This window comes from Pseudomonas sp. MN1F, assembly GCF_009391885.1.
Lineage (GTDB): Bacteria > Pseudomonadota > Gammaproteobacteria > Pseudomonadales > Pseudomonadaceae > Aquipseudomonas.
In genome coordinates, this window is the sequence record NZ_VZII01000007.1 from 138,323 (window position 1) to 162,117 (window position 23,795).

General features: G+C 63.9%; 23 protein-coding genes and 1 tRNA gene. 16 read left to right on the plus strand and 8 right to left on the minus strand.

The genetic code is table 11. From position 1 onward, the window contains the following. Positions 1 to 420: 420 nt before the first annotated feature. Positions 421 to 2,025 (plus strand): L-aspartate oxidase, encoded by a 1,605-nt coding sequence (gene nadB, locus F6X59_RS03520; RefSeq protein ID WP_152954580.1) that lies wholly within the window; start codon positions 421 to 423, stop codon positions 2,023 to 2,025. Here the strand turns inward: nadB and F6X59_RS03525 are convergent. Both F6X59_RS03525 and F6X59_RS03530 read right to left on the minus strand, forming a co-directional pair. After that, a complete protein-coding gene (locus tag F6X59_RS03525; RefSeq protein ID WP_372240289.1) occupies positions 2,012 to 2,473 on the minus strand; it encodes a protein YgfX in 462 nt (153 codons plus the stop codon). The two genes, nadB and F6X59_RS03525, sit on opposite strands and share 14 nt — an antisense overlap. Further along, positions 2,457 to 2,711, minus strand: a complete 255-nt coding sequence (locus F6X59_RS03530) for a succinate dehydrogenase assembly factor 2 (protein WP_152954582.1) — start codon at positions 2,709 to 2,711, stop codon at positions 2,457 to 2,459. The genes F6X59_RS03525 and F6X59_RS03530 overlap by 17 nt, the downstream gene beginning before the upstream one ends. Before the next feature lie 133 nt (positions 2,712 to 2,844). Between F6X59_RS03530 and F6X59_RS03535 the strand changes: the two genes are divergently transcribed. Together F6X59_RS03535 and F6X59_RS03540 are read left to right on the plus strand one after the other, a co-directional pair. Further along, positions 2,845 to 3,786, plus strand: coding sequence for a folate-binding protein YgfZ (locus tag F6X59_RS03535; protein ID WP_152954584.1), 942 nt, complete (start codon positions 2,845 to 2,847; stop codon positions 3,784 to 3,786). Between the two features lie 31 nt (positions 3,787 to 3,817). After that, complete coding sequence (locus F6X59_RS03540) at positions 3,818 to 4,624, plus strand: HDOD domain-containing protein (RefSeq protein ID WP_152954585.1); 807 nt, start codon at positions 3,818 to 3,820, stop codon at positions 4,622 to 4,624. Between the two features lie 43 nt (positions 4,625 to 4,667). On the opposite strand, the gene F6X59_RS03545 is transcribed toward F6X59_RS03540, so the two are convergent. Continuing rightward, the gene (locus F6X59_RS03545) at positions 4,668 to 6,047 is read right to left on the minus strand and encodes a sensor histidine kinase (protein ID WP_152954587.1); all 1,380 of its coding nucleotides are present in this window, start codon (positions 6,045 to 6,047) and stop codon (positions 4,668 to 4,670) included. Next, positions 6,040 to 6,711: a response regulator gene (locus tag F6X59_RS03550; RefSeq protein ID WP_027594137.1), complete on the minus strand. Its 672-nt coding sequence runs from the start codon at positions 6,709 to 6,711 to the stop codon at positions 6,040 to 6,042. Before F6X59_RS03550 ends, F6X59_RS03545 begins: the two co-directional genes overlap by 8 nt. 200 nt (positions 6,712 to 6,911) lie before the next feature. Between F6X59_RS03550 and F6X59_RS03555 the strand changes: the two genes are divergently transcribed. The 5 genes from F6X59_RS03555 to F6X59_RS03575 all read left to right on the plus strand — a co-directional run bounded on the left by F6X59_RS03555 (position 6,912) and on the right by F6X59_RS03575 (position 12,304). Beyond that, on the plus strand, positions 6,912 to 8,201 hold the full coding sequence (locus F6X59_RS03555) for an OprD family porin (RefSeq protein WP_152954589.1): 1,290 nt from the start codon (positions 6,912 to 6,914) through the stop codon (positions 8,199 to 8,201). A gap of 43 nt (positions 8,202 to 8,244) precedes the next feature. After that, positions 8,245 to 9,225 carry a tripartite tricarboxylate transporter substrate binding protein gene (locus tag F6X59_RS03560; RefSeq protein ID WP_152954591.1) on the plus strand — a complete coding sequence of 327 codons (981 nt, stop codon included), beginning with the start codon at positions 8,245 to 8,247 and terminating at the stop codon, positions 9,223 to 9,225. Between the two features lie 78 nt (positions 9,226 to 9,303). Next, on the plus strand, positions 9,304 to 9,762 hold the full coding sequence (locus F6X59_RS03565; protein WP_152954593.1) for a tripartite tricarboxylate transporter TctB family protein: 459 nt from the start codon (positions 9,304 to 9,306) through the stop codon (positions 9,760 to 9,762). Positions 9,763 to 9,765: 3 nt separating this feature from the next. Beyond that, entirely contained in the window at positions 9,766 to 11,280 is a 1,515-nt protein-coding gene (locus F6X59_RS03570; RefSeq protein ID WP_152954594.1) for a tripartite tricarboxylate transporter permease, read from the plus strand. Further along, positions 11,273 to 12,304, plus strand: a complete 1,032-nt coding sequence (locus F6X59_RS03575; RefSeq protein WP_152954596.1) for an AbrB family transcriptional regulator — start codon at positions 11,273 to 11,275, stop codon at positions 12,302 to 12,304. The genes F6X59_RS03570 and F6X59_RS03575 overlap by 8 nt, the downstream gene beginning before the upstream one ends. A 27-nt stretch (positions 12,305 to 12,331) precedes the next feature. Here the strand turns inward: F6X59_RS03575 and ung are convergent, their stop codons facing one another. Continuing rightward, a complete protein-coding gene (gene ung, locus F6X59_RS03580; protein ID WP_152954598.1) occupies positions 12,332 to 13,024 on the minus strand; it encodes a uracil-DNA glycosylase in 693 nt (230 codons plus the stop codon). 126 nt (positions 13,025 to 13,150) lie between these two features. Between ung and F6X59_RS03585 the strand changes: the two genes are divergently transcribed. Next, on the plus strand, positions 13,151 to 14,260 hold the full coding sequence (locus F6X59_RS03585; protein WP_152954600.1) for an enoyl-CoA hydratase/isomerase family protein: 1,110 nt from the start codon (positions 13,151 to 13,153) through the stop codon (positions 14,258 to 14,260). Positions 14,261 to 14,265: 5 nt separating this feature from the next. Here F6X59_RS03585 and F6X59_RS03590 read toward each other — a convergent pair whose 3' ends face one another. After that, positions 14,266 to 14,706 (minus strand): hypothetical protein, encoded by a 441-nt coding sequence (locus F6X59_RS03590; RefSeq protein ID WP_152954602.1) that lies wholly within the window; start codon positions 14,704 to 14,706, stop codon positions 14,266 to 14,268. A 212-nt stretch (positions 14,707 to 14,918) separates the two neighbouring features. Between F6X59_RS03590 and F6X59_RS03595 the strand changes: the two genes are divergently transcribed. From F6X59_RS03595 to F6X59_RS03625, 7 genes are all read left to right on the plus strand, one after another. Continuing rightward, on the plus strand, positions 14,919 to 16,409 hold the full coding sequence (locus F6X59_RS03595) for a sensor domain-containing diguanylate cyclase (protein WP_152954605.1): 1,491 nt from the start codon (positions 14,919 to 14,921) through the stop codon (positions 16,407 to 16,409). Then, positions 16,402 to 16,632: a cysteine-rich CWC family protein gene (locus F6X59_RS03600; protein ID WP_152954607.1), complete on the plus strand. Its 231-nt coding sequence runs from the start codon at positions 16,402 to 16,404 to the stop codon at positions 16,630 to 16,632. The genes F6X59_RS03595 and F6X59_RS03600 overlap by 8 nt, the downstream gene beginning before the upstream one ends. 31 nt (positions 16,633 to 16,663) lie before the next feature. Then, a complete protein-coding gene (locus tag F6X59_RS03605) occupies positions 16,664 to 17,356 on the plus strand; it encodes a pseudouridine synthase (protein WP_152954897.1) in 693 nt (230 codons plus the stop codon). Between the two features lie 333 nt (positions 17,357 to 17,689). Beyond that, complete coding sequence (locus tag F6X59_RS03610; protein WP_152954608.1) at positions 17,690 to 18,577, plus strand: alpha/beta fold hydrolase; 888 nt, start codon at positions 17,690 to 17,692, stop codon at positions 18,575 to 18,577. A gap of 111 nt (positions 18,578 to 18,688) precedes the next feature. Further along, a tRNA-Gly gene (locus F6X59_RS03615) sits at positions 18,689 to 18,762 on the plus strand. A gap of 200 nt (positions 18,763 to 18,962) precedes the next feature. Further along, complete coding sequence (locus tag F6X59_RS03620) at positions 18,963 to 20,657, plus strand: SulP family inorganic anion transporter (RefSeq protein ID WP_152954610.1); 1,695 nt, start codon at positions 18,963 to 18,965, stop codon at positions 20,655 to 20,657. Positions 20,658 to 20,730: 73 nt separating this feature from the next. Then, on the plus strand, positions 20,731 to 21,741 hold the full coding sequence (locus F6X59_RS03625; protein ID WP_152954612.1) for a DUF4917 family protein: 1,011 nt from the start codon (positions 20,731 to 20,733) through the stop codon (positions 21,739 to 21,741). 16 nt (positions 21,742 to 21,757) lie between these two features. Here the strand turns inward: F6X59_RS03625 and F6X59_RS03630 are convergent, their stop codons facing one another. Continuing rightward, a complete protein-coding gene (locus tag F6X59_RS03630; RefSeq protein ID WP_152954614.1) occupies positions 21,758 to 22,972 on the minus strand; it encodes an SAM-dependent methyltransferase in 1,215 nt (404 codons plus the stop codon). Between the two features lie 73 nt (positions 22,973 to 23,045). Further along, positions 23,046 to 23,663 (minus strand): TPM domain-containing protein, encoded by a 618-nt coding sequence (locus F6X59_RS03635; RefSeq protein ID WP_152954616.1) that lies wholly within the window; start codon positions 23,661 to 23,663, stop codon positions 23,046 to 23,048. Positions 23,664 to 23,795: the final 132 nt, after the last annotated feature.

The window sequence follows — 23,795 nt, forward strand, 5'->3', positions numbered from 1 at the left end:
AACTCGAAGGAGCGTTGCAACAGCCTTTGTTCAGGCCTGCAACCATAGACTCGGGCTTTGCGCAAAAGTTCTCCCCTCCAAGCAAGTTTCCTGCGGCCCTTGGTCGGCTCGCACGGAAGACGCGGCACGGTCACGGCCCGCTGCGTCGATAATCAGGTTTCGAATACGCAGGTGTCAGCCCGGATAGAGCTGCCGCCCCGCGTCGCCGCGGCAAATTGTGGCGTGCGGACAGCCTTCATAGGATTTCCGGCCGTGTCGGAAAGTTCCCACAAAGATTGACGCAACGTCCTAACCGGCATGGAAATTGGCTACCGCAGGCTGCTATAAAGGCAGCCCGGCCAGTATTCACGATAGTTTCACATTGCCATCTGCACGTGACTATTGTGCCGCGCCCTTTCCAAAGATTACTAGTGTCCCGACATGAGCCAACAATTCCAACATGATGTCCTGGTGATCGGCAGCGGCGCAGCCGGTCTCAGCCTGGCACTGAACCTTCCCGGCCATTTGCGCATTGCCGTGCTGAGCAAAGGCGACCTGGCCAACGGTTCGACCTTCTGGGCCCAAGGCGGCGTCGCCGCCGTACTCGACAACACCGACACCGTGCAGTCGCATGTCGAAGACACCCTCAATGCCGGCGGCGGCCTGTGCCACGAAGAGGCTGTGCGCTTTACCGTCGAGCACAGCCGCGAAGCCATCGAATGGCTGATAGAGCAAGGTGTTCCTTTTACCCGCGACGAACACTACAGCGTCGATGATGGTGGCTTCGAGTTCCACCTGACCCGTGAAGGTGGCCACAGCCACCGACGCATCATCCATGCTGCCGACGCCACCGGCGCGGCGATTTTCACCACGTTGCTGGAACAAGCCCGCAAGCGCCCGAACATCGAATTGCTGGAACAGCGGGTAGCGGTCGACCTGATCACCGAGCGCCGCCTGGGCCTGGCGGGCGATCGTTGCCTCGGGGCCTACGTACTGAACCGCAACAGCGGCGAAGTCGACACCTTCGGCGCGCGCTTCACCGTGCTGGCGACGGGGGGCGCAGCCAAGGTCTATCTCTATACCAGCAACCCCGACGGTGCCTGCGGCGATGGCATCGCCATGGCCTGGCGCGCCGGCTGTCGGGTGGCGAACCTGGAATTCAACCAGTTCCACCCGACCTGCCTGTATCACCCCCAGGCCAAGAGTTTCCTGGTCACCGAGGCCTTGCGTGGCGAAGGGGCGTTGTTGCGCCTGCCCAACGGTGAGCGCTTCATGCCGCGCTTCGACCCGCGCGAAGAACTGGCACCGCGCGATATCGTCGCCCGCGCCATCGACCACGAGATGAAGCGACTGGGCGTGGACTGTGTCTACCTGGACATCACCCACAAACCCGCCGATTTCATCAAGAGCCACTTCCCGACCGTTTACGAGCGCTGCCTGGCCTTCGGCATCGACATCACCCGCCAGCCGATCCCGGTGGTTCCGGCGGCCCATTACACGTGTGGCGGGGTCATGGTCGATGATCGTGGCCACACCGATGTACCCGGCCTGTACGCCATCGGCGAAACCAGCTTCACTGGCCTGCACGGCGCCAACCGCATGGCCAGCAACTCGTTGCTGGAGTGCTTCGTCTATGGCCGGGCCGCAGCCGCGGACATCGAGGCGCATCTGGACCAGATCGCCATGCCCAGGGCCCTGCCCTGCTGGGATGCCAGCCAGGTGACCGATTCGGACGAGGACGTGATCATCGCGCACAACTGGGACGAGCTGCGCCGCTTCATGTGGGACTACGTGGGGATCGTACGCACCAGCAAACGCCTGCAGCGCGCCGAGCATCGCGTTCGCCTGTTGCTCGACGAGATCGACGAGTTCTACAGCAACTACAAGGTCAGCCGCGACCTGATCGAACTGCGCAACCTGGCCCAGGTGGCGGAGCTGATGATCCGCTCGGCGATGCAGCGCAAGGAAAGCCGTGGGCTGCACTACACCCTGGATTACCCGGGGATGCTGGCCGAAGCCAAGGACACCATCCTCAGCCCGATCTGAAACAGGCGTCGAAGCGGCGCCGGCTGAACTTCAGCCTCACCCGCAAACGCCGATGCAGGTCAGCCCCCAGGGCGTCTCGCGGCACGCACTGGCTCTCGCCGAGCCAGTGCCCTGCCCTGACGAACCGCAACACCACCAACCCCGGCACTGCCACGCTGTCCCGGCACAAGCGCACCGGCTGCCAGCCCTGCGCCCGGCTGAACACACGCCAGCCCAGCGCGTCACGGCGCAGGCCGGTAACAGCACGGGGGTCAGTCAGCAGGATACGACGAGGGATGGCCCAGCTAGCGTGGGCAATACAACTGGCAAACACACAAAGGCCAAGCCACCAGGGCAGCGCGCTCAGCCACAAGACCAGTAGCGCCAGCACCTGGCAACCCAGGTAGGCCGCCAGCAACAGGCGCGAGCCCTGCCAACGGCACTCGAAACACTCACTTGGGCTGGACACGATCCAGAATGATGCGGACCATGCGCTGCAGCTCCGGGTCTTCCGACTCGGTGCGCTCCATGAACCAGCCGAACATGTCCTGATCTTCACAGCTCAACAGGCGGACATAAAGTTCGCGGTCGGCTTCGCTCAGGGTCGAATAGACCTCCTGGGTGAATGGCACCAGCAGTACGTCCAGTTCCAGCATGCCGCGGCGGCTGTGCCAGAAAAGCCGGTTGAGTTCAGTTTGTTCGACCATGGGGCCCTCCTCGAATGGTCGCGCAGTATACCGCGCAGCGAACGAAGCGGCACAGGGCGTTGGTCTAGTCACCTACCTATTTTGTTACTGGCGTTCTATGATGGCCGCCAGTCTTTAGCCACCGCGATCACCCATGGCCGATTCCGCTTTCTTCAGCCCCCTGTCCCACGAGGGCATCCTCGCCGTCCGCGGCTCCGACGCCGGCAAGTTCCTGCAGGGCCAGCTGACCTGCAACATCAACTACCTCAGCCTCGAGCACGCCAGCCTTGGCGCCCGCTGCATGGTCAAGGGGCGCATGCAGTCGAGCTTCCGCATCCTGCCCGAGGGCAATGGCTACCTGCTGGCCATGGCCAGCGAGTTGCTGGAGCTGCAACTGGCCGACCTGAAGAAGTACGCCGTCTTTTCCAAGGCCACGCTCACTGACGAGAGTGCTGCCTGGGCGCGCTTCGGCCTGCAAGCTGGCGGCGCCGCGCTGCAGGCATTGGGGCTGGACCTGCCGGCAGCAGCGGGCAGTACCGTTCGCCATGATGGCCTGATCGCCATTGCCGTCTCCGCCGACCGTGCCGAGCTTTGGGTACCGGCAGACCAGGCCGCCAGCATTCGCCAACAGCTGGCAGCCACGCTGCCGCAAGGCAGCCTCAACGACTGGTTGCTGGGGCAGGTGCGCGCCGGTATCGGCCAGGTCATGGGCCCGACCCGTGAGCTGTTCATCCCGCAGATGATCAACCTGCAGGCAGTCGATGGCGTGAGCTTCAAGAAAGGCTGCTACACCGGCCAGGAAATCGTCGCGCGCATGCAGTACCTGGGCAAGCTCAAGCGCCGCCAGTACCGGTTGGCGCTTGAACAGCAGGATATTCCGGCCCCGGGTACGGAAATCTTCTCGCCGACCCATGGATCCTCTGTTGGCGAGGTAGTACTGGCCGCCAGCACCGGCCAGGGCTGTGAGCTGCTTGCCGTGCTCAGCGCCGAGTCGGTGGAAGACGACAACCTGCACCTGGGCAGCCTCGAAGGCCCTCGCCTGCAGGTACTGAGCCTGCCGTACGAGCTGGACCGCGATCAGGAAATCCTGCGCTGAACAGTGCACCACCCTTGCCGTTGAGACGTTCATGAACAAGCTGGCCGAGATGGTTCAAGCGCAGTTGCTCGCTGCCATCGACAACGATGACCTGGTCCTGCCAACCCTGCCCGAGGTAGCCCTGAGCATTCGCGAGGCTGCCGAAGACAGCGAGATCAGCGTGGCCGCCCTGAGCAAGGTGATCGGCCGTGACGCCGCCCTGTCGGCGCGCCTGATCAAGGTGGTCAACAGCCCGCTGCTGCGCGCAGCGGTCGAAGTCACCGACCTGCACACGGCCATCACCCGCCTGGGCATCAACTACAGCTGCAACCTGGCCATCGGCCTGGTGATCGAACAGATCTTCCATGCCCGCTCGTCGGCAGTTGAACAAAAATTGCGCGATATCTGGTCGAACAGCCTTGAAGTTGCAGGCATAAGCTATGAAATTTGCCGCCGCTTTACGCAACTGAAACCCGACCAGGCGACGCTCGGCGGGCTGGTCAACCAGATCGGCGCGCTGCCAGTGCTGATCTATGCCGAAGAACACAACGAGCTGCTTTCCGACCCGGTCTGCCTGCACTATGTGATCGAGCAGATCCAGCCAGTGCTGGGGGACAAGATTCTCTCTTCGTGGGAGTTTCCCGAGCAGTTGGTCAACCTGCCGAGCCAGGTTCAGGACCTGGACCGGCGTACCGACAAGGTCGACTACATCGATGTGGTGCAGATCGCCAAATGCCTGAGCCAGCGCGCGCGCAGCCGGCCGTTGGCGGCGCTGCCGGCTTATCGCCACCTTGGGCTGCCGTTTGGCACCGAACTGGACGTTGCCGAGTTGCTGGAAGCGCGAAGCATGCTGCGCTGACTTGCGCTACCTGTACTGGCAACACATCAGTGCAGGCAACAGATCAGTCGGCGATAAAGCTCACGCGCACTTTCAACCCGCCCTTCTCGCCATCATGCAGGCTTATCTGCGCCAAGTGCGCCCTGCAGATCTCACCTACGATAGCCAACCCCAGCCCACTGCCCTGTACACCGCGCCGATAGAAGCGCTCGAACACCCGTTCGCGCTCATCTTCGGGAATCCCGGGGCCATCATCCTCGACCTCCAGCACCGCCGGCGCCAACACCCGAAGGATCACATTGCCGCCCGCCGGTGTATGCGCCAGCGCATTGTCCACCAGGTTGCTGAGCAGCTCGTTGAGCAAGGTCGGCTCCCCCTTCAACCACACTGGCGCCTCGGCCTCCAGGGCCAAGGCTACGCCCCGGTTGTATGCCAACGGTGCCATGGCCATGCCCAGTTCACGGGCCAGCTGACTCAAATCCAGGCGCTGGGCTCCGCCTTCGGCAATCGCTCGGGCACCGTTCTCGACCCGCGCCAGTGACAGCAACTGATTGGCCAGATGAGTCAGGCGATCTGTGCCTTGGGCCGCCGACTCCAGGGTCTGCCGCCACTCTTCGGGCTGCTGCGAACGCAACCCCAGTTCGACCCGCGCCTTCAGCGCCGCCAGCGGCGTGCGCAGTTCGTGGGCAGCCTCGGCAATGAACTGCGCCTGGCGTTCGAACTGCCCACGCAAACGCTCGGTGAAATGGTTCAAGGCACGCACCAGTGGGCCCAGTTCACGCTGTACCTGCACCACCGGCAACGCCCGCAGGTCATCCGGCTGACGCTCCTCCACCGCCGTGCGCAGGCGCTCCAGCGGGCGTAGCGCGGCGCTCACCGCAAACCACACCATGACCAGCGCACCCAGTGCCAACATGCCCAGGCGCAGCAAGGTGTCGGCCATCAACCCACGGGCCATGCGCACCCGCGCCTCTTCGGTCTCGGCCACGCGGATTTCCGCCATGCCGTTCATGTTCGGCTCGCTCACCGCCTTCAGCAGGCTGACCACCCGTACATCCTGGCCGAGGTAGGTGGCGTCGTAGAAGCGCGCCAGCGCCGGGTAGTCGTCAGTGCGCGGCGTGCCGGGCGGCGGTGGTGGCAGGCGCTCGTAACCGGAAATCAGCTTCTGATTGATGTCCAGCACCTGGTAGTAGATACGCCCGGCGCTGTCGTAGGCGAAGGTGTCCAGCGCTACATAAGGCACGTCGGCACTGAGGCTGCCATCACGCTGGGACAGCCCGGCGGCGATGGTCCGCGCCGAGGCCAGCAAGGTGCGGTCATAGGCGGTATCCGCCGCTTCGCGACCGTTCCAGTAGGCGCTCAGGCCGCTGGCCAGCATCAGCACCACCAGCAGCAGCGCCAGGTTGCCCAGCAGCCGCCCGCGCAAGCTGCCGTTGTCACGCATCGCGGTGCTCGAGCAGGTAACCCAGCCCGCGGAAAGTGACGATGGCGACCGGGTGGCCATCGAGCTTCTTGCGCAGCCGATGGATGTAGATTTCGATGGCGTCGGGGCTGGCCTCTTCATCCAGGCCGAATACCTGGGCGGCCAGCTGTTCCTTGCTCATCACCCGGCCTGGGCGGGCGATCAAGGCCTCCAGCACGCTTTGTTCGCGCGAGGTCAGGGTCAGGTTGTCCTCGCCGAGGCTGAAGCGCCGGGTGTCCAGGTCGTAAACCAGTGGCCCGCAGCGCTGCTGGCGTTCGCCACCGAGCACACTGCGCCTGAGCAGGGCCTTTACCCGCGCCTCAAGCTCGGTCAGCTCAAAGGGCTTGGCCAGGTAATCATCGGCGCCGAGGTTCAGGCCATGCACGCGGTCCTTCACATCGCTGCGCGCGGTAAGCATCAGCACCGGCAGGGTCTTGCCACGGCCACGCAGGCGCGCCAGCACCTCGAAACCGTCCATGCGCGGCAGGCCCACGTCGAGCACGGCAACGGCGTATTCCTCGCTGGCCAAGGCCAGGTCGGCGGCCACGCCATCGTGCAATACATCCACGGTCAGGCCGTGGCTTTTCAGGGCCTGAGCCACGCTTTCGGCCAGTTGCAGATGGTCTTCGACCAGCAGCACACGCATCGGATTCTCCCTGCTCGGGTGGGGCGGTGGCGCGGAGTGTACCGCTGTCGCCGGGCCTGTGAAGCCCCTCGGAACAAACCTTTCACGCTGAAAGGTTAGCGAAAGGTTGATTGCCTAGCATCGCACTACGGTCGCTCCACGCACCGAAAAAAGCACCAGCAAGGTGCAACGAATAAGAACAAAAAAACGGAGTCATCCCGATGCTGTCATTACAGCCTCAGGCGTTCGCGCCTAGCCGTTCCCTGTCCGCACGCCCTTCTGCCATCGCCAGTGCCCTTGCACTTGCCGGTGTCGCCCCGCTGAGCCAGGCCGCCTTCTTCGAAGACAGCACGGCCACCTTCGAAACCCGCAACATGTACTTCAATCGCGACTTCCGCGACGGCACCAGCGCGCAGCAATCCAAGCGCGACGAATGGGCCCAGGGCTTCATGCTCAACTTCGAGTCCGGCTACACCGATGGCCCCGTGGGCTTCGGCCTGGATGCGCTGGGCATGCTGGGCATCAAGCTCGACTCCAGCCCCGACCGCACCGACACCGGCCTGCTGCCGACCCACGATGACGGCAAGGCCGCCGACGAGTACTCCAAGCTCGGCCTGACCGGCAAGGTGAAAGTGTCGAAGACCGAACTGAAGATCGGCACCCTGATCCCTGAACTGCCGACCCTGCAGCCCAACGATGGTCGCATCCTGCCGCAAACCTTCGAGGGCGGCCTGCTGACCTCGCAGGAGATCAAGGGCCTGACTTTCACCGGCGGGCGCCTGGACAAGGCCAAGGACCGCAACGACACCAACTGGGAAGACCTGGCCCTCAACAACAAGAACGGCCGTTTCGGCGGCACCTTCAGCGCCGACAACCTCGACCTGGCCGGCCTGGACTACAAGTTCACCGACCGCATCACCGGCAGCTACCACTTCGCCCAGCTCGAAGACATCTACCGCCAGCACTTCATCGGCATGCTCGCCACCCAGCCCTGGGGCCCGGGCACCTTCGGCGCCGATGTGCGCCTGGCGATCAGCGACGATGCCGGCGCGGCCAAGGCCGGGCGCATCGACAACACCACCTTCAACACCCTGCTCAGCTACAGCCTGGGCGGGCACAAGGTCAGCGCCGCCTGGCAGCAACTGTCGGGCGACAGCGCCTTCCCCTACATCGATGGCGCCGACCCGTACCTGGTCAACTTCGTCCAGATCAACGACTTCGCAGGTAGAGACGAACGCTCGTGGCAAGCCCGCTACGACTACAACTTCGCCGCCCTCGGCGTGCCCGGCCTGACCTTCATGACCCGCTACATCAACGGCGACAACGTCAGCCGCGCCGCCGGTGGCGAGGGCAAGGAGTGGGAACGTGATACCGAACTGAAGTACGTGGTACAAAGCGGCCCGTTGAAGAACGTCGCCGTGCGCCTGCGCAACGCCACCTTCCGCTCCAACTTCGCCCGCGACGCGGACGAAGTGCGGCTGCTGGTGAGCTACAGCGTAGCGCTGTGGTAACCCAAGCGGTACCCCATAACAAAAACGCTCACGGAGACATTCGATGACCTTTTCACTGCGCCGCCTCGTCCTCGCCACCGGCTGCCTGCTGCTGGCCGGCAATGCCCTCGCTGCCGAACCGAAACGCCCTGAATGCATCGCCCCGGCCTCGCCCGGCGGTGGCTTCGACCTGACCTGCAAACTGGTGCAGAGCGCCCTGGTGCAGGAGAAGATCCTCAGCAAGCCGATGCGCGTGACCTACATGCCCGGCGGTGTCGGTGCAGTGGCCTATAACGCCGTGGTCGCCCAGCGCCCGGCCGACGCCGGCACCCTGGTGGCCTGGTCCAGCGGCTCGCTGCTGAACCTGGCCCAGGGCAAGTTCGGCCGTTTCGATGAAAACGCGGTGAAATGGCTGGCCGCGGTCGGCACCAGCTACGGCGCCATCGCGGTGAAGAGTGATTCGCCCTACAAGACCCTCGACGACCTGGTCGCCGCCCTGAAGAAAGACCCGAGCAAGGTGGTGATCGGCTCCGGTGGCACCGTCGGCAGCCAGGACTGGATGCAGACCGCACTGATCGCCAAGGCCGCCGGCATCAACCCGCGCGACCTGCGCTACGTGGCCCTGGAAGGCGGCGGCGAGATCGCCACCGCGCTGCTGGGCGGGCACATCCAGGTTGGCTCCACCGACATCTCCGACTCCATGCCGCACATCCAGAGCGGCAACATGCGCATCCTCGCGGTGTTCGCGGAAAACCGCCTGGACGAGCCGGAAATGAAGGACATCCCTACCGCCAAGGAACAGGGCTACGACATCGTCTGGCCGGTGGTACGCGGCTTCTACCTGGGGCCGAAGGTGAGCGACGAAGACTACGCCTGGTGGAAAGAATCGTTCGACAAGATGCTGGCTTCGGAAGACTTCGCCAAGCTGCGTGACCAGCGCGAGCTGTTCCCGTTCGCCATGACCGGCGCCGAGCTGGACGGCTATGTGAAGAAGCAGGTGACTGAGTACAAGGCACTGGCCAAGGAATTCGGCCTGATCCAGTAAGCCCCCGACCTTTCACCGATCCCTGTGGGAGCGGGCGTGCCCGCACCCCCAGGGCACGCGCCCAACGAGGACTCTTTGATGATCCTGCAACGCATCTTCGCCCTGGCCCTGCTGGCGGTGTGCGCCGCCCTGGCCGTGATGGCCTGGCCCTACCAGGCCGCGTTTTCCTACGAACCGGTGGGGCCACGCGCCTACCCACTGCTGATGCTCGGCCTGATGGGCCTGGGCCTGCTGTACCTGGCGATCCGTCCCACGCCCATCGTGCGCAAGGACGACGAACCCGAACTGGACCGCGAAACCCTGATCAAGATCGCCGTCTGCGTCGGCTTGCTGATCGTCTTCGCCGGCACGTTCGAACCCTTGGGCTTCATCCTCAGCGCCATCCTGGTCGGTATCCCCATGGCCCGGCTGTACGGCGGCCGCTGGCTGCACAGCGCCCTCGTGGTGGTGGGCATGAGCGTGTTCCTCTACTGGCTGTTCGACCGCGTCATGGACGTGCCCCTGCCCCTCGGCCTGCTGAGCGTACTGGAGAACTGACATATGGATACCTTGAGCTACCTGGGCCAGGGCTTCGGCGTCGCCCTGTCCCCCTACAACCTGGTCACCGCCCTGGCGGGCACGCTGATCGGCACCGTGGTCGGCCTGCTGCCGGGCCTGGGCCCGATCAACGGCGTGGCCCTGCTGATCCCGATCGCCTTCGCCCTTGGCCTGCCACCGGAGTCGGCGCTGATCCTGCTGGCCGCGGTGTACCTGGGCTGCGAATACGGCGGGCGGATCAGCTCGATCCTGCTGAACATTCCGGGCGAAGCCTCGACCGTGATGACCACCCTCGACGGCTACCCGATGGCGCGCCAGGGCTTGGCCGGCGTGGCTTTGTCGCTGTCGGCGTGGAGCTCGTTCATTGGCGCGTTCATCGCTACCTGCGGCATGGTGCTGTTCGCCCCGCTGCTGGCAAAATGGGCGATTGCCTTCGGCCCCGCGGAATACTTCGTGCTGATGGTGTTCGCCATCGTCGCCCTTGGCGGCATGGCCGGCGACAAGCCACTGAAGACCTTCATCGCCGCCCTGATCGGCCTGTTCCTGTCGGCGGTCGGCATCGACGCCAACAGCGGCGTATACCGCTTCACCGGTGACAGCGTGCACCTGGCCGACGGCATCCAGTTCGTGGTGCTGGTACTGGGCCTGTTCTCGATCAGCGAGATCCTCCTGCTGCTGGAGAAGACCCACCATGGCCACCAGGCGGTGAAAGCCACCGGGCGCATGCTGTTCAACTTCAAGGAAGCGGCCTCCGTGTTCGTGGTCAACATCCGCTGCGGCCTGTTGGGCTTCATCATGGGCGTGCTGCCTGGGGCCGGCGCGACCCTGGCCAGCGCCGTGGCCTACATGACCGAGAAACGCATCGCCGGTGAAAAAGGCAAGTTCGGCAAAGGTGACGCCCGCGGCCTGGCTGCCCCGGAAACCGCCATCGGTGCTTCCTGCTGTGGCGCCCTGGTGCCAATGCTGACCCTCGGCGTCCCCGGTTCGGGCACCACCGCGGTGATGATCGGCGCGCTGACCCTGTACAACATCACCCCAGGCCCATTGCTGTTCGAACAGCAGCCGGACATCGTCTGGGGCCTGATCGCCTCGCTGTTCATCGCCAACATCATGCTGGTGGTCCTGAACATCCCGATGATCCGCATCTTCACCCGCATTCTCGCCGTGCCGAACTGGGCGTTGGTACCGGTAATTGCGATCATCACCGGGATCGGCGTCTATGCCGTGCATGCCACTACCTTCGACCTGTTCCTGATGGTCGGCATCGGCATCATGGGCTACATCCTGCGCAAGCTGGACTTCCCGCTGTCGCCGATCCTGCTCGGTTTCATCCTCGGCGGCCTGATGGAGCAGAACCTGCGCCGGGCACTGTCGATTTCCAACGGTGAGCTGGGCATCCTCTGGTCGAGCACCATCAGCATGTCGGTGTGGGTGCTGACCCTGTGCATGCTGACCCTGCCACTGCTGCGCATCTGGCGCAAACGCAGCCTGCAGCGCCGGGCCTTGGCGGATGCCTGATCGGCCACTGCCGCTGTTTGTCGCAACCGGGCTGGTCGGCCTTGCTGGCGGTTTTGCCGCCAGCAAGGTCGGCTGGCCTTTGCCGTGGATGGTCGGCGCGTTGCTGGCGATCATCCTGGTGCGCTGCCTGACGCCCTGGCAGTTGTCGGAAATCCCCAATGGCCGCAAGTGCGGGCAATGCATCATCGGCATCGGTATCGGCTTGCACTTCACTCCAGCGGTGATCGAGCAGGTCGCCAGCCACTTCGCGCTGATCTTCTTCGGCGCCCTGTTCACCACGCTTTCCAGCGTGATCAGCATGTGGCTGCTGCGGCGTACCGGTGAAGACCGCGCCACGGCCTTCTTCGCCAGCATGCCCGGTGGTTCGGGGGAGATGGTCAACCTTGGCGCACGCAATGGCGCGGTACTCAGCCAGGTGGCGGCGGCGCAGAGCCTGCGCGTGCTGGCTGTGGTGCTATGCGTGCCGGCACTGTTCAAATTGCTGCTGGGTGACGGCGTGCCGCTGAATCACGCCGGCAGTGTCAGCTGGGGTTGGCTGGCGCTGATCGTGCCGCTCGGCGTGGGGGTCGGTTTTGCCTGGCAACGCCTGCGCCAGCCCAACCCGTGGCTGTTCGGGCCGTTGCTGGCCGCCGCGTCGGTGAGCCTGGCGGGCAACCTGCAGATCGCCTTGCCCAATGGTGCCAGCCAGATCGGCCAGTGGCTGATCGGCAGTGGCCTGGCCTGCCATTTCAACCGTGCGTTCTTCCGCCGCGCGCCGTCCTTTCTCGGGCGCACGCTGCTGGCCACGGCGCTGTGCATGGCGATTGCCGGCAGCGCGGCGTGGGGGTTGAGCGTGATGACCGAGCTCGACCTGCGTTCGCTGACCCTGGGGATGATGCCAGGCGGGATCGCCGAGATGAGCCTGACGGCCGAAACCCTGCAGCTGTCGGTGCCGCTGGTGACGGCGCTGCAGGTGGTGCGGTTGATCCTGGTGCTGTTTCTGGCGGAGCCGTTGTTCCGCTATTGGATCAAGGCTCAGGACTAGGGGCCGCCAGGCAGCCCCTGCCCGGCTTCAAAGTGGCGGCAGCGCCCAGTGGATCGGCGCCATGCCACGCTGTTCGAGGAAGCTGTTGGTGCGGCTGAAGTGCCCGCAGCCAAGGAACCCGCGATAGGCCGATAGCGGCGACGGGTGCACCGACTTGAGCACCAGGTGCTTGGTGCCATCGATCAGCTTCTGCTTGCCTTGGGCATGCGCGCCCCACAGCAGGAACACCACGTTCGGGCACTGCTCGCTGACCACCTGGATGATCCGGTCGGTAAAGAACTCCCAACCCTTCTTCGCATGCGAAGCGGCATTGGCGCGCTCGACGGTCATGGTCGTGTTGAGCAGCAACACACCCTGCTCGGCCCAGCTTTGCAGGTAGCCGTGGCTGGCGATCGGGATGTTCAGGTCGCGCTGCAGCTCTTTATAGATGTTGACCAGCGACGGTGGCGCCGGCACGCCCGGCTGTACCGAGAAGCACAGGCCATGGGCCTGGCCCGGGCCGTGGTATGGGTCCTGGCCGAGGATCACCACCTTGACCTGCTCCAGCGGCGTGGAATTGAGCGCATTGAAGATCAGCGGCCCCGGCGGGTAGATCTCCTTGCCGGCTGCGTACTCCTGGCGCAGGAACTCACGCAACTGGTGCATGTAGGGCTGGTCGAACTCGGCGCGCAGTGCAGCCTTCCAGCCGGGTTCGAGTTTGATGCGATCGTCTTCAGTCATGGGGACATCCGTAAACAATGGCGCGACACTAGGTAAGCGAATTGCCCTTGTCAATCGATCCGACCGAAGACCGGCATGATCGGCCATGCGGGCCATACTTGGGAGATGACTTGCGCGAGGTAGTCCATGGCCATTCATTGCGAGGTACTCACCGGCGCCGATGGCGCCCGAATCGGCATCGCCACCCTCGATGCCCCCAAGGCGCTCAATGCCCTCAACCTGCCGATGATCGAAATGCTGGGCGAACAGTTGCACAGCTGGGCCAACGACCCTGGAGTGGTCTGCGTGCTATTGCGTGGCAACGGTGCCAAGGCCTTTTGCGCCGGCGGCGATGTACGGGCGCTGGCCCAGGCCTGCCTGGCCCACCCCGGCAGCGTGCCGCCACTGGCCGCCACCTTCTTTGCCGCCGAATACCGCCTCGACTACCTCTTGCATACCTACCCCAAACCGCTGCTGTGCTGGGGCCACGGGCATGTGCTGGGCGGCGGCATGGGGCTGCTGCAGGGCGCCGGGGTGCGCATCGTCACGCCAAGCAGCCGCCTGGCCATGCCGGAAATCAGCATCGGCCTTTACCCGGACGTAGGCGCCAGCTGGTTTCTCGCCCGCCTGCCCGGCAAGCTGGGTTTGTTCCTCGGGCTGACCGGGGCACCGATCAATGCCCGCGATGCGCTCGACCTGGACCTGGCGGACCGGTTCTTCGGGGAGCAACAGCAAGAGGCGTTGATCGAAGAGCTGCTGCAACTGAACTGGCAGGAGCAAACCAGCCTGCAGCTGAACAGCCTGCTGAAGGCCGAACAGCATCGCGCCTGGGCCGAGCTGCCGGCGGCGCAGTGGCTGCCGCGGCGCCAGGTGATCGACGACCTGCTCGATGTGGCCGACCCGGCTGCTGCCTGGCGCGCCCTGGAAAACCTCAAGCATCACACTGATCCGCTGCTTGCCGAAGCCGGTCAGCGCCTGCATGAGGGCTGCCCGCTGACGGCACACCTGGTCTGGGAGCAAATCCAGCGTGCCCGGCACCTGTCACTGGCCCAGGTGTTCCAGATGGAATACAGCATGAGCCTCAATTGCTGCCGGCACCCGGAATTCAGCGAAGGTGTGCGCGCCCGCCTGCTGGACAAGGACAACCAGCCGCACTGGCACTGGCCGGATGTGGCGCAGGTGCCAGCGGCGGTGGTCGAGGCGCATTTTGCCAAGGTGTGGGAAGGGCGACATCCATTGGCCGATTTGGGCTCATGACACCATCAGCGCTGCCAGTTGTGGTCCCCTCCGCGCCCACGATCTGACTGGCGGTCGTTGTCCCCGCGGTTGTTCGAATGCCAGCGATCATGCTGGTAGCGCTGGCTGCCATCGCGATAGTCATGGCGGTCGCGATCACGGCCATAGTCATTGCGCTGACGATTGCCATAGTCGTAACGCGGGTTGCCGTGCCACTGGTTCATCCCCGGCTGAGGGCCTGGCCGGTAATAGGGGGCAGGTGCCGGCCGGTAGTAACGGGGCGCCGGCTGGTAGTAGTAGCGCGGCTGAGGTGTCGCGTAGTAGCGGTCATAATGGTAATACCCCGGCGCTACGTAGCGATCGGTCGAATAGTATTCGGAACGGGAATAGCCGCCACCCTCGTAGTAAGGCGCGCAGGCAGACGTCATCAGACCCAGCAGGGCGATCAACAGAATTCGATAGGACATGGCGGCCTCCTGGACCGCTGGGGTGCTCAAACAGCGGCGCTGGCGAGCGTCGACGCAAATGTGTTCATCGACAATGAATCAGACAACGGCGCCAAGGTGCAGTGCCATTTCAGCAACAAATTGATACAGGTAGAAATAACCCTGAAAAACATGCAGTCATTTGCCTGTCATCTCACTAGAATGAGCGCCTCGGCACACATCACGGGAAGATCATGCCTTCACGCTCCGCCCTGTTTTCACAGCGCTCGCTGATCCTCACCCTGCTGCTGTTGCTGACCTGCGGCTTCCTCGCCACATCGCTGATCAGCTATTTCGCCTCGCGCAGCGCGATCCGCGACGGCATCGTCAATACCGAGCTACCGCTGACCTCCGATACTGTCTACTCGGAAATCCAGAAAGACCTGATCCGCCCGGTGCTGATCGCCTCGATGATGGCCCAGGACACCTTCCTGCGCGACTGGGTACTGGCGGGCGAACAGGACACCCAGCGCATCACTCGCTTTCTCGGCGAGGTCATGGGCAAGCAGAACACCTTCACTTCATTCTTCGTTTCCGACCGCACCCTCACCTACTACCAGGCCAAGGGCGTGCTCAAACAGGTGGTACCGAACACCTGGCGCGACGCCTGGTACTTCCGCCTGCGCGATATGAGAGCGCCGTATGAAATCAACGTCGATCTGGACATGGCCAACCAGGACAGCCTGACGGTGTTCATCAACTACCGGGTTCTGGACTACCAGCAGCGCTTCATCGGCGCCGCCGGGGTGGGCCTGAGCGTCGACGCGGTGATCAAGCTGATCGACAAGTACCAGCGCCGCTACCAGCGCGCGGTGTTCTTCACCGACGCCAAGGGCAAGGTCATTCTGACTGGCTCGGAGGGTAGCCCCCCTGGCCTGAAGATCGGGCAATCCTTGACCGACAATGCCGACCTGAGCGATTTGCTGGCGCAGCGCCCGACCCCCGCCGAAGGCAGCCATGAGTACAAGGACAGCAAAGGTCACAGCCATTTCCTCAATGTGCGGCAATTGCCGGAGCTGGGCTGGTACCTGCTGGTCGACAAACGCGAGACCGGCGCCCTCGACCACATCCGCCACTCGCTGTACCTGAACCTGGTGATCTGCGCGATGATCACCCTGGTGGTGCTGTCGCTGCTCAATGGCATGCTCAGGCGCCACCAGGCCAGCACCGAGGCGCTTGCCACCCTCGACAGCCTGACCGGGCTGCCCAACCGCCGCAGCTTCGACCTGCTGGCCGCCCACGCGCTGCAGGAGGCCAAGCGCGAGTGCGCACCGCTGGTCGCCTTGCTGATCGACCTCGATCACTTCAAGGTGCTCAACGATACCCATGGCCACCTGGCAGGCGACGAAGTGTTGCGTCAGTTCGCCAACGTGCTGCAGGGCAGCCTGCGTCAGTCGGATATACTCTGCCGCTGGGGCGGTGAGGAGTTCATCGTGCTGCTGCGTGAGGCCGAAGGCCGGCAGGCATTCGACGTGGCGGAGAAGATCCGTCGTCGTACCGAGCAACTGACGTTCAGCTACGAAGATCAACCTTTGCGCCTGACCACCAGTATCGGCCTCAGCGCCTTGCAGCCGGGTGACTTGCTGCACGCCCTGCTGACCCGCGCCGACCGTGCGCTATATCGTGCCAAGCAGGCCGGTCGCAACCGCGTCTGCAGTGAAATTCCCGGAAGCGAACATGAATGACAGCCAGCACTGCCCCGCCTGTGGCGCCCTCAACCAGTGCAGCCTGGCCGACCCGCGCAGCGCTACCCAGGCCTGCTGGTGCTACGGCGTGAGCATCGACCCCGCCGTACTCCAGGCCCTGCCTGCCGAACTGCGCGACAAGGCCTGCCTGTGCCCGCGCTGCGCGGCCGTGGAAGATCAGCTTGTGGCTGATGCAACTGCGGTCATCGGTGAAAACCGCTAAACTGCGCGCCTCCTTTGACTGCCTTGCCGCCATGCGCCTTGACCGCTTCCTCGCCAACCTGCCCTGCTTCAACCGTCAGCAAGTGCGCCTGCTGCTGGTGCAGCGCCGTGTGCGCCTGGACCATGAAGTGGTCAGCGACCCCAAGGCCGAGGTCCGGGAATTCAGCCGCGTGGAAGTGGACGATCAACTGCTGCAGGCCGGCCGCCCCGCACGCTACCTGATGCTGCACAAACCCACGGGCTGCGTCAGCGCCACGCAAGACCCGCAGCACCGCACCGTGCTCGACCTGCTGCCCTGCGATTTGCGCGACGACCTGCACATCGCCGGGCGCCTGGACTTCAATACCACCGGCCTGATGATCCTGACCAACGATGGCCAGTGGTCGCGGCGCCTGACCCAGCCGGCCACCAAGCTGCCCAAGCACTACCTGGTGGAAACCGAAGACGAGATCGGCGCGCACTATGTCGCCAAGTTCAGCGAAGGGTTGTACTTCGCCTTCGAAGACCTGACTACCCTGCCCGCCCAACTCGATATCCTCGGCCCCCGGCAGGCACGGCTGGCAATCGTCGAAGGGCGTTACCACCAGGTCAAGCGCATGTTCGGCCATTTCGACAACAAGGTGGTCGGCCTGCATCGCGAAAGCATGGGTACGATCCGCCTCGATCCAGGCCTGCAACCTGGCGAATTCAGGGCCCTGACAGCGGAAGAAATCGCCTCGGTCTGAATGCCGTAATACAGGCATACGACCGCTGAGCGGCCCGAGTCACAAATTTGCGCAAACGGCACTTGCGGGAACCCCGACCCACTGCTTGACTCCTAACTTGTCAGTCCGCGAGTGACCAACCAGTCACGCCTGCAGTTCATGACACCTTTTGCCGGCCACCCAAAGCCCTGATGCCTTGGGGCACGGCAGATTGCCCGCCACAACAATATCGTCGACACGTGTGCCAAGGATCGACACAGGGCCCCCCGATTTATTCAGGCGAATGCCTACCTGTCATAAAGAACGTGCACCCTAGGTGACGCGATTACCCTTTTTGCGCCAGGAGTCGATGACATGAGGCCAGAAATCGCTGTACTTGATATCCAAGGTCAGTATCGGGTTTACACGGAGTTCTATCGCGCGGATGCGGCCGAGAAGACGATCATACTGATCAATGGGTCGCTGGCCACCACGGCCTCGTTCGCCCAGACGGTGCGTAACCTGCACCCGCAATTCAACGTTGTGCTGTTCGACCAGCCGTATGCCGGCAAGTCAAAGCCGCACAACCGCCAGGAACGGCTGATCAGCAAGGAGGACGAGGCGCAGATCCTCCTCGAACTGATCGATCATTTCCAGTGCGACCACGTCCTGTCCTTCTCCTGGGGCGGTGCCAGCACCCTGCTGGCGCTGGCGCACCAGCCGCGGCGGGTGAAGAAGGCGGTGGTCAGCTCGTTCTCGCCGGTGATCAACGAACCGATGCGCGACTATCTGGAGCGTGGTTGCCGGTACCTGGCCGCCTGTGATCGTTACCAGGTCGGCAACCTGGTCAACGACACCATCGGCAAGTACCTGCCATCGCTGTTCAAGCGCTTCAACTACCGGCATGTCAGCGGCCTGGACAGCCACGAGTACGCGCAGATGCACTTCCACATCAACGAAGTGCTGCAACGTGACCTGCAACGGGCATTGAACGGCGCGCGCAACATCGACATCCCGGTGCTGTTCATCAACGGCGAGCGCGACGAGTACACCACCGTCGACGATGCACGCGAGTTCGGCAAACATGTAGGCAACAGCCAGTTCAGCGTGATCCGCGACGCTGGCCACTTCCTCGACATGGAAAACAAGGCAGCCTGTGAAGACACCCGCAATGTCATGCTCGGTTTCCTCAAGCCGACCGTGCGCGAGTCCCGTCAACGCGGTAACCCATACATCCAGGGGCAGCATGCATTGGCCATCTGAGCGCATCGGCGTCCCTACCCCACACCCGCAGGTCATGGGGCGCCGACAAGCTTTTTTTATAACTTGGGCTTCTAATTCGGGGAGGCTTCTGGTAAAAAGTCCAGCGCAGACGCGGGTATAGTTTAGTGGCAAAACGAAAGCTTCCCAAGCTTTAGTTGAGGGTTCGATTCCCTCTACCCGCTCCACACATTGCATTCCCCCGCATGGCGTTCCAGCAACGTCATCGCTGTCAAAAGGAGCCCGAGGCTCCTTTTTTCGTTTCTGCCCTTTCATTGATATGGCCCATGGCCGCGTTGGCCACCTTCCGCTTCAATTCGCTTGCAAGCGAACCGGCTTGGGGCGCATATGCTTCATGGTTCCGTGAAACATTTCGAAAGGACGACGCATGTTTCTCTCCCGCTGGCTCCCCGGCCTTGCCAACCTGCTGCACTACCGCCGCGAATGGTTCCATGCCGACCTGCAAGCCGGGTTGTCGGTGGCGGCGATCCAGATCCCCATCGCCATCGCGTATGCACAGATCGTCGGCCTGCCGCCGCAGTATGGCCTGTACGCCTGCGTGCTACCGATGATGGTGTATGCCCTAATCGGCAGTTCGCGGCAATTGATGGTCGGCCCTGACGCCGCCACTTGCGCCATGATCGCGGGTGCCGTAGCGCCACTGGCCCTGGGTGACCCGCAGCGCATCGCCGAACTGTCGGTGATCGTCACCGTGCTGGTCGGGGTGATGCTGATTGTCGCCGGCCTGGCGCGCGCCGGGTTCATTGCCAGCTTCTTCTCGCGCCCGATCCTGATCGGTTACCTCAACGGCATCGGCCTGAGCCTGATTGCCGGGCAACTGTCCAAGGTCGTGGGGTTCAGGATCGAGGGCGACGGTTTCATCCTCAGCGTGGTGAATTTCTTCCAGCGCCTGAACGAGATCCACTGGATGACCCTGGCCATCGGCCTGGCCGGGCTGGCGCTGCTGATCTGGCTGCCGCGCCGCTACCCGCGCCTGCCGGCCGCCCTGGTGACCGTGGCAGTGTTCACCTTGCTGGTCGGCCTGCTGGGCCTCGACCGTTTCGGCGTCGCCATTCTCGGGCCGGTACCGTCCGGCATTCCCAAACTCGCCTGGCCGCACAGCAACCTGGGCGAAACCAAGAGCCTGCTGCGCGATGCCCTGGGTATCGCCACCGTGAGTTTCTGCAGCGCCATGCTCACCGCCCGCAGTTTCGCCGCACGACACGGCTATGCGATCAATGCCAACCATGAGTTCGTCGCCCTCGGCGTGAGCAACCTGGCCGCCGGTATCTCTCAGGGTTTCGCCATCAGCGGCGCCGACTCGCGCACGGCGGTCAATGACATGGTCGGCGGCAAGAGCCAGCTGGTCGGCATTATCGCGGCACTGGTCATCGCCCTGATCCTGCTGTTCTTCACCGCACCGATGGCGTGGATCCCGCAGGCGGTGCTGGGCGCCGTGCTGCTGATGGCCGGCTGGGGCCTGATCGACATCAAGTCGCTGGGCAGCATCAAGCGCCTGAGCCGCTTCGAATTCTGGCTGTGCCTGCTGACCACGGTCGGCGTGCTCGGCCTGGGCGTGCTGCCGGGCATCGTGTTTGCCGTGACCCTGGCGATCCTGCGCCTGCTCTACACCATCTACCAGCCCACCGACGCCGTGCTCGGTTGGCTGCCGGGCACCGAAGGCCAGGTCGACATCCGCAAGCACAAGGACGCCCGTACCGTGCCGGGCCTGGTGGTGTACCGCTTCGACGACGCGATCCTGTTCTTCAACGCCGACTACTTCAAGATGCGCCTGCTCGAAGCCGTGCAGAGCCAGGCCCAGCCCCAGGCAGTACTGTTCGATGCCGAGGCGGTGAGCAGCATCGACGTCAGCGGCATCGCCGCCCTGCGCGAGGTGCGCGACACCCTGACGGCACAGGGCATCCACTTCGCCATCGCCCGCGCCCGCGGCACGTTCCTGCGCATGCTGGTGCGCTCGGGGATGGCGCGGGAGATGGAAGACAAGCTGCTGTTCGGCTCGGTGCGGGCGGGGATAAGGGCTTATCGGGTTTGGCGGAACAGGCAACAAAAGGCGACACTGTAGTCAGCAACCCTCGCTCACCTTGCATGACATGCTAAAGTCCCCGCCGTTTCCCGCCCCACCGAACGGACCGCCCATGCCAGCTCTCGACGCCCGCCTCGCCTCTTGGCCAGACCTCAACCAGCGCCACCCGTGCACCGCCCTGCTGCTGGGCAATGGCGCCAGTCGTGCGCTGTGGAAACCGTTCGGCTACTTCTCGCTGTATGAGGAAGCCCAGCGCGCAGGGCGCAAGAAAGGCCTGGCGATCAGCGACCAGGCCCTGTTCAAGTCGCTGGGCACCGAGCTGTTCGAGCCGGTGCTGACCACCCTCAACCACACCGTGCGCGCCAACGCCGCCCTGGCCATCAACTCCACCGCGCCGCTGAACCGCTATTACTCGATCAAGGAAGGCCTGATCCACGCCATTCGCACCCTGCACCTGCCTTGGCCACTGGTGCCCGCCGCCACCCTCGCGTCGATCAACCAGGCCTTGCGCGAATACCGCAGCGTCTATACCAGCAACTACGACCTGATCCTGCCCTGGGCCCTGCAGCACAATCCACAGGGCTTCGCCGCGCTGTTCGACGATCAAGGGTTCTTCGACGTACGCCGCACCTGCTGCGAAGGCACCCGCGTGCTGCACCTGCATGGCGGCCTGCACCTGCTCAAGCTGCCCGACGGCAGCACCCGCCAGCGCAGCGCCGACAGCGCCGAGTTGCTGGACGGCTTTGCCGTGAACATTCCGGGTGAAGTGCCGTTGTTCGTCAACGAAGAACGCAGCGACGAGAAACTGCGCGCCATCCGTAACTCGGACTATCTGTCCTGGGGGTTGGGGCAGCTGGCACAGGAAAGCCAGGGCATGTGCCTGTTCGGGCAGCATCTGGACGGCACTGACCAGCACCTGCTCGAAGCCATTCGCCAGGCGCGGCCGACGCATCTGTCGATTGCCATCCGACCGTTGAGCGAGGCATCGGTGATCAATCAGAAGCAGCACTTTGTCGAGCGGTTCGGGGATATGACCGGGACAGCGCTGCACTTCTTCGATGCCAGTACGCACCCGTTGGGGTTTGAGGAACTCGCTATCGAGGTACCGGCAGCTCGTCGCTAAATATACCTAGCTGTCATCAGATCAGCTTATCCGCCCTCAACAACGTCTCCAGGCAATGCTCCTGCACCCCATAAAACGCCTTGAGCTGTTCGATCTTCTCTAGCAAGGCCGCGTTATCCCCCGCCTGCCGGCGCTTCACTGCAAGAATCATCTTGTTCTTGTTGGTGTGCTCCAGGGAGATGAACTCGAACACCTTGGTCTCGTAACCACAGGCTTCCAGATACAGCGCACGCAGGCTGTCGGTCAGCATCTCGGCCTGCTGCCCCAGGTGCAGCCCGTATTGCAGCATCGGCTGCAGCAGCCCCGGGCTGTGCAGTTGTGGGCGGATCTGTTTGTGGCAGCACGGCGAGCACATGATGATCGCGGCGTTGCAGCGGATGCCGGTGTGGATGGCGTAGTCGGTGGCGATGTCGCAGGCGTGCAGGGCAATCATCACCTCGATGGCCTCGGGCACCACACTGCGCACGTCGCCGCACTGGAATTCCAGGCCCGGGTGTTCCAGGCGCTGAGCAGCGGCATTGCACAGGTCGACCATGTCCTGGCGCAGCTCCACGCCGGTCACCTGCGCCTCGCGGGCCAGGGTGTTGCGCAGGTAGTCATGCATGGCGAAGGTCAGGTAGCCCTTGCCCGAGCCGAAGTCGGCGACACGCAGCGGCTGCTCGGCCGGTACCGGGGCATTGGCCAGGGCGTGGTCGAAGACTTCGATGAATTTGTTGATCTGCTTCCACTTGCGCGACATCGACGGGATCAGCGCGCCCTGGGCATCGGTCACGCCCAGGTCCCGCAGGAATGGCCGCGACAGCTCCAGGTAGCGTTTCTTCTCGCGGTCATGGCCGGTATTGGCAACCGTTTCGCGTGGTGCTTGGGCGCCGTGGCGCTGGAGCATCGGCTTGCCTTTCTTGCTGAAGGTCAGCTGCACTTCGCCATCGGCATCGAACAGGTGGGCATTGCGGAAGCTCTCCGGCAGCAACTCGGCGACCAGCGCCTGGGCCTGGTCCCGCGGCAGGTTGCGGGTGATGTCACGGGTCTGGTGGCGGTAGACCAGCGACAGCTGGGTCTGGCCCTTGACCTGCAACGGCTTGGCGATGATGCGCTGCAAGGTCTGGTCGGCTCCGACATGGCGCGCCAGTACCAGCTTGACCAGGGTGTTGCCGTGCAGGGCGGCACTCAGCAGGTCGAGGAACTGGGCGCGCGCATCCGGCGCGGAAGAAGCGGAAGTACTGGCGGACATGGAAAACGGGTGCCTCGAATAACAGGGGGCGCGTTGCGCAATGCCGCGCATTCTACACCCTGCAGCCGCCGCTTCAGTCGAGAATCACCAGACGGTTGGGCAGTTCGTTGCGTGCATGGGTGCGTGGCACGTGTTCGCACAGCCGTTCGCCGCATGCCTCGATGCAGTCGAGAAAACCCTGCAAGGTCCGCCCCTGGCGCACTTGCTCGGCCAGACGCGCAACGATCACGGCCCGGGCCTGCGCATCGAGATGGCGATCAATCCCCTGGTCGACCAGGATTTCCACATGCCGCTCAGCCTCGGCGACAAAGATCAGCACCCCCGTGGCCCCCACCGTGCCCTCCAGGTTCTGCTCGCGAAATTGCTGTCGCGCCAGGCGCGAAGCACGCCAGCGGCGCAAGGCGTGCGGGATCAGCCAGGCGGCCACGCGCGGGCTGCGCAGCAGCAGGCACAGGCCGATAAACAGCAGCACGTTGGCTACCAGCAGCCCACGCATCCCGGGCCAGCCCAGCAGCCAGTGCATCAGGCCAGGCACGGCCAGCGCCAGCACGGCAGCCCAGAACAGCGGCAGGTAAGCGTAATCATCGGCCCGTCGCGCCAGCACGGTCACCAGCTGCGCATCGGTGCGCCGCTCGACGCGGGCGATGGCCTCGGCCACCTGACGGCGCTCGTATTCATTGAGGGGAGTCATGCCTTCGGTCTCTTCAGCGTTCTTATAGTTGTTGTCCCGGCATTCGGGGCTTCCTCCGCAGCCGACATATTCAGGCATAATCCGCCGCTGGATGAATTACCGGCGAATCGTACAACAATAGCCGCCTGAAAA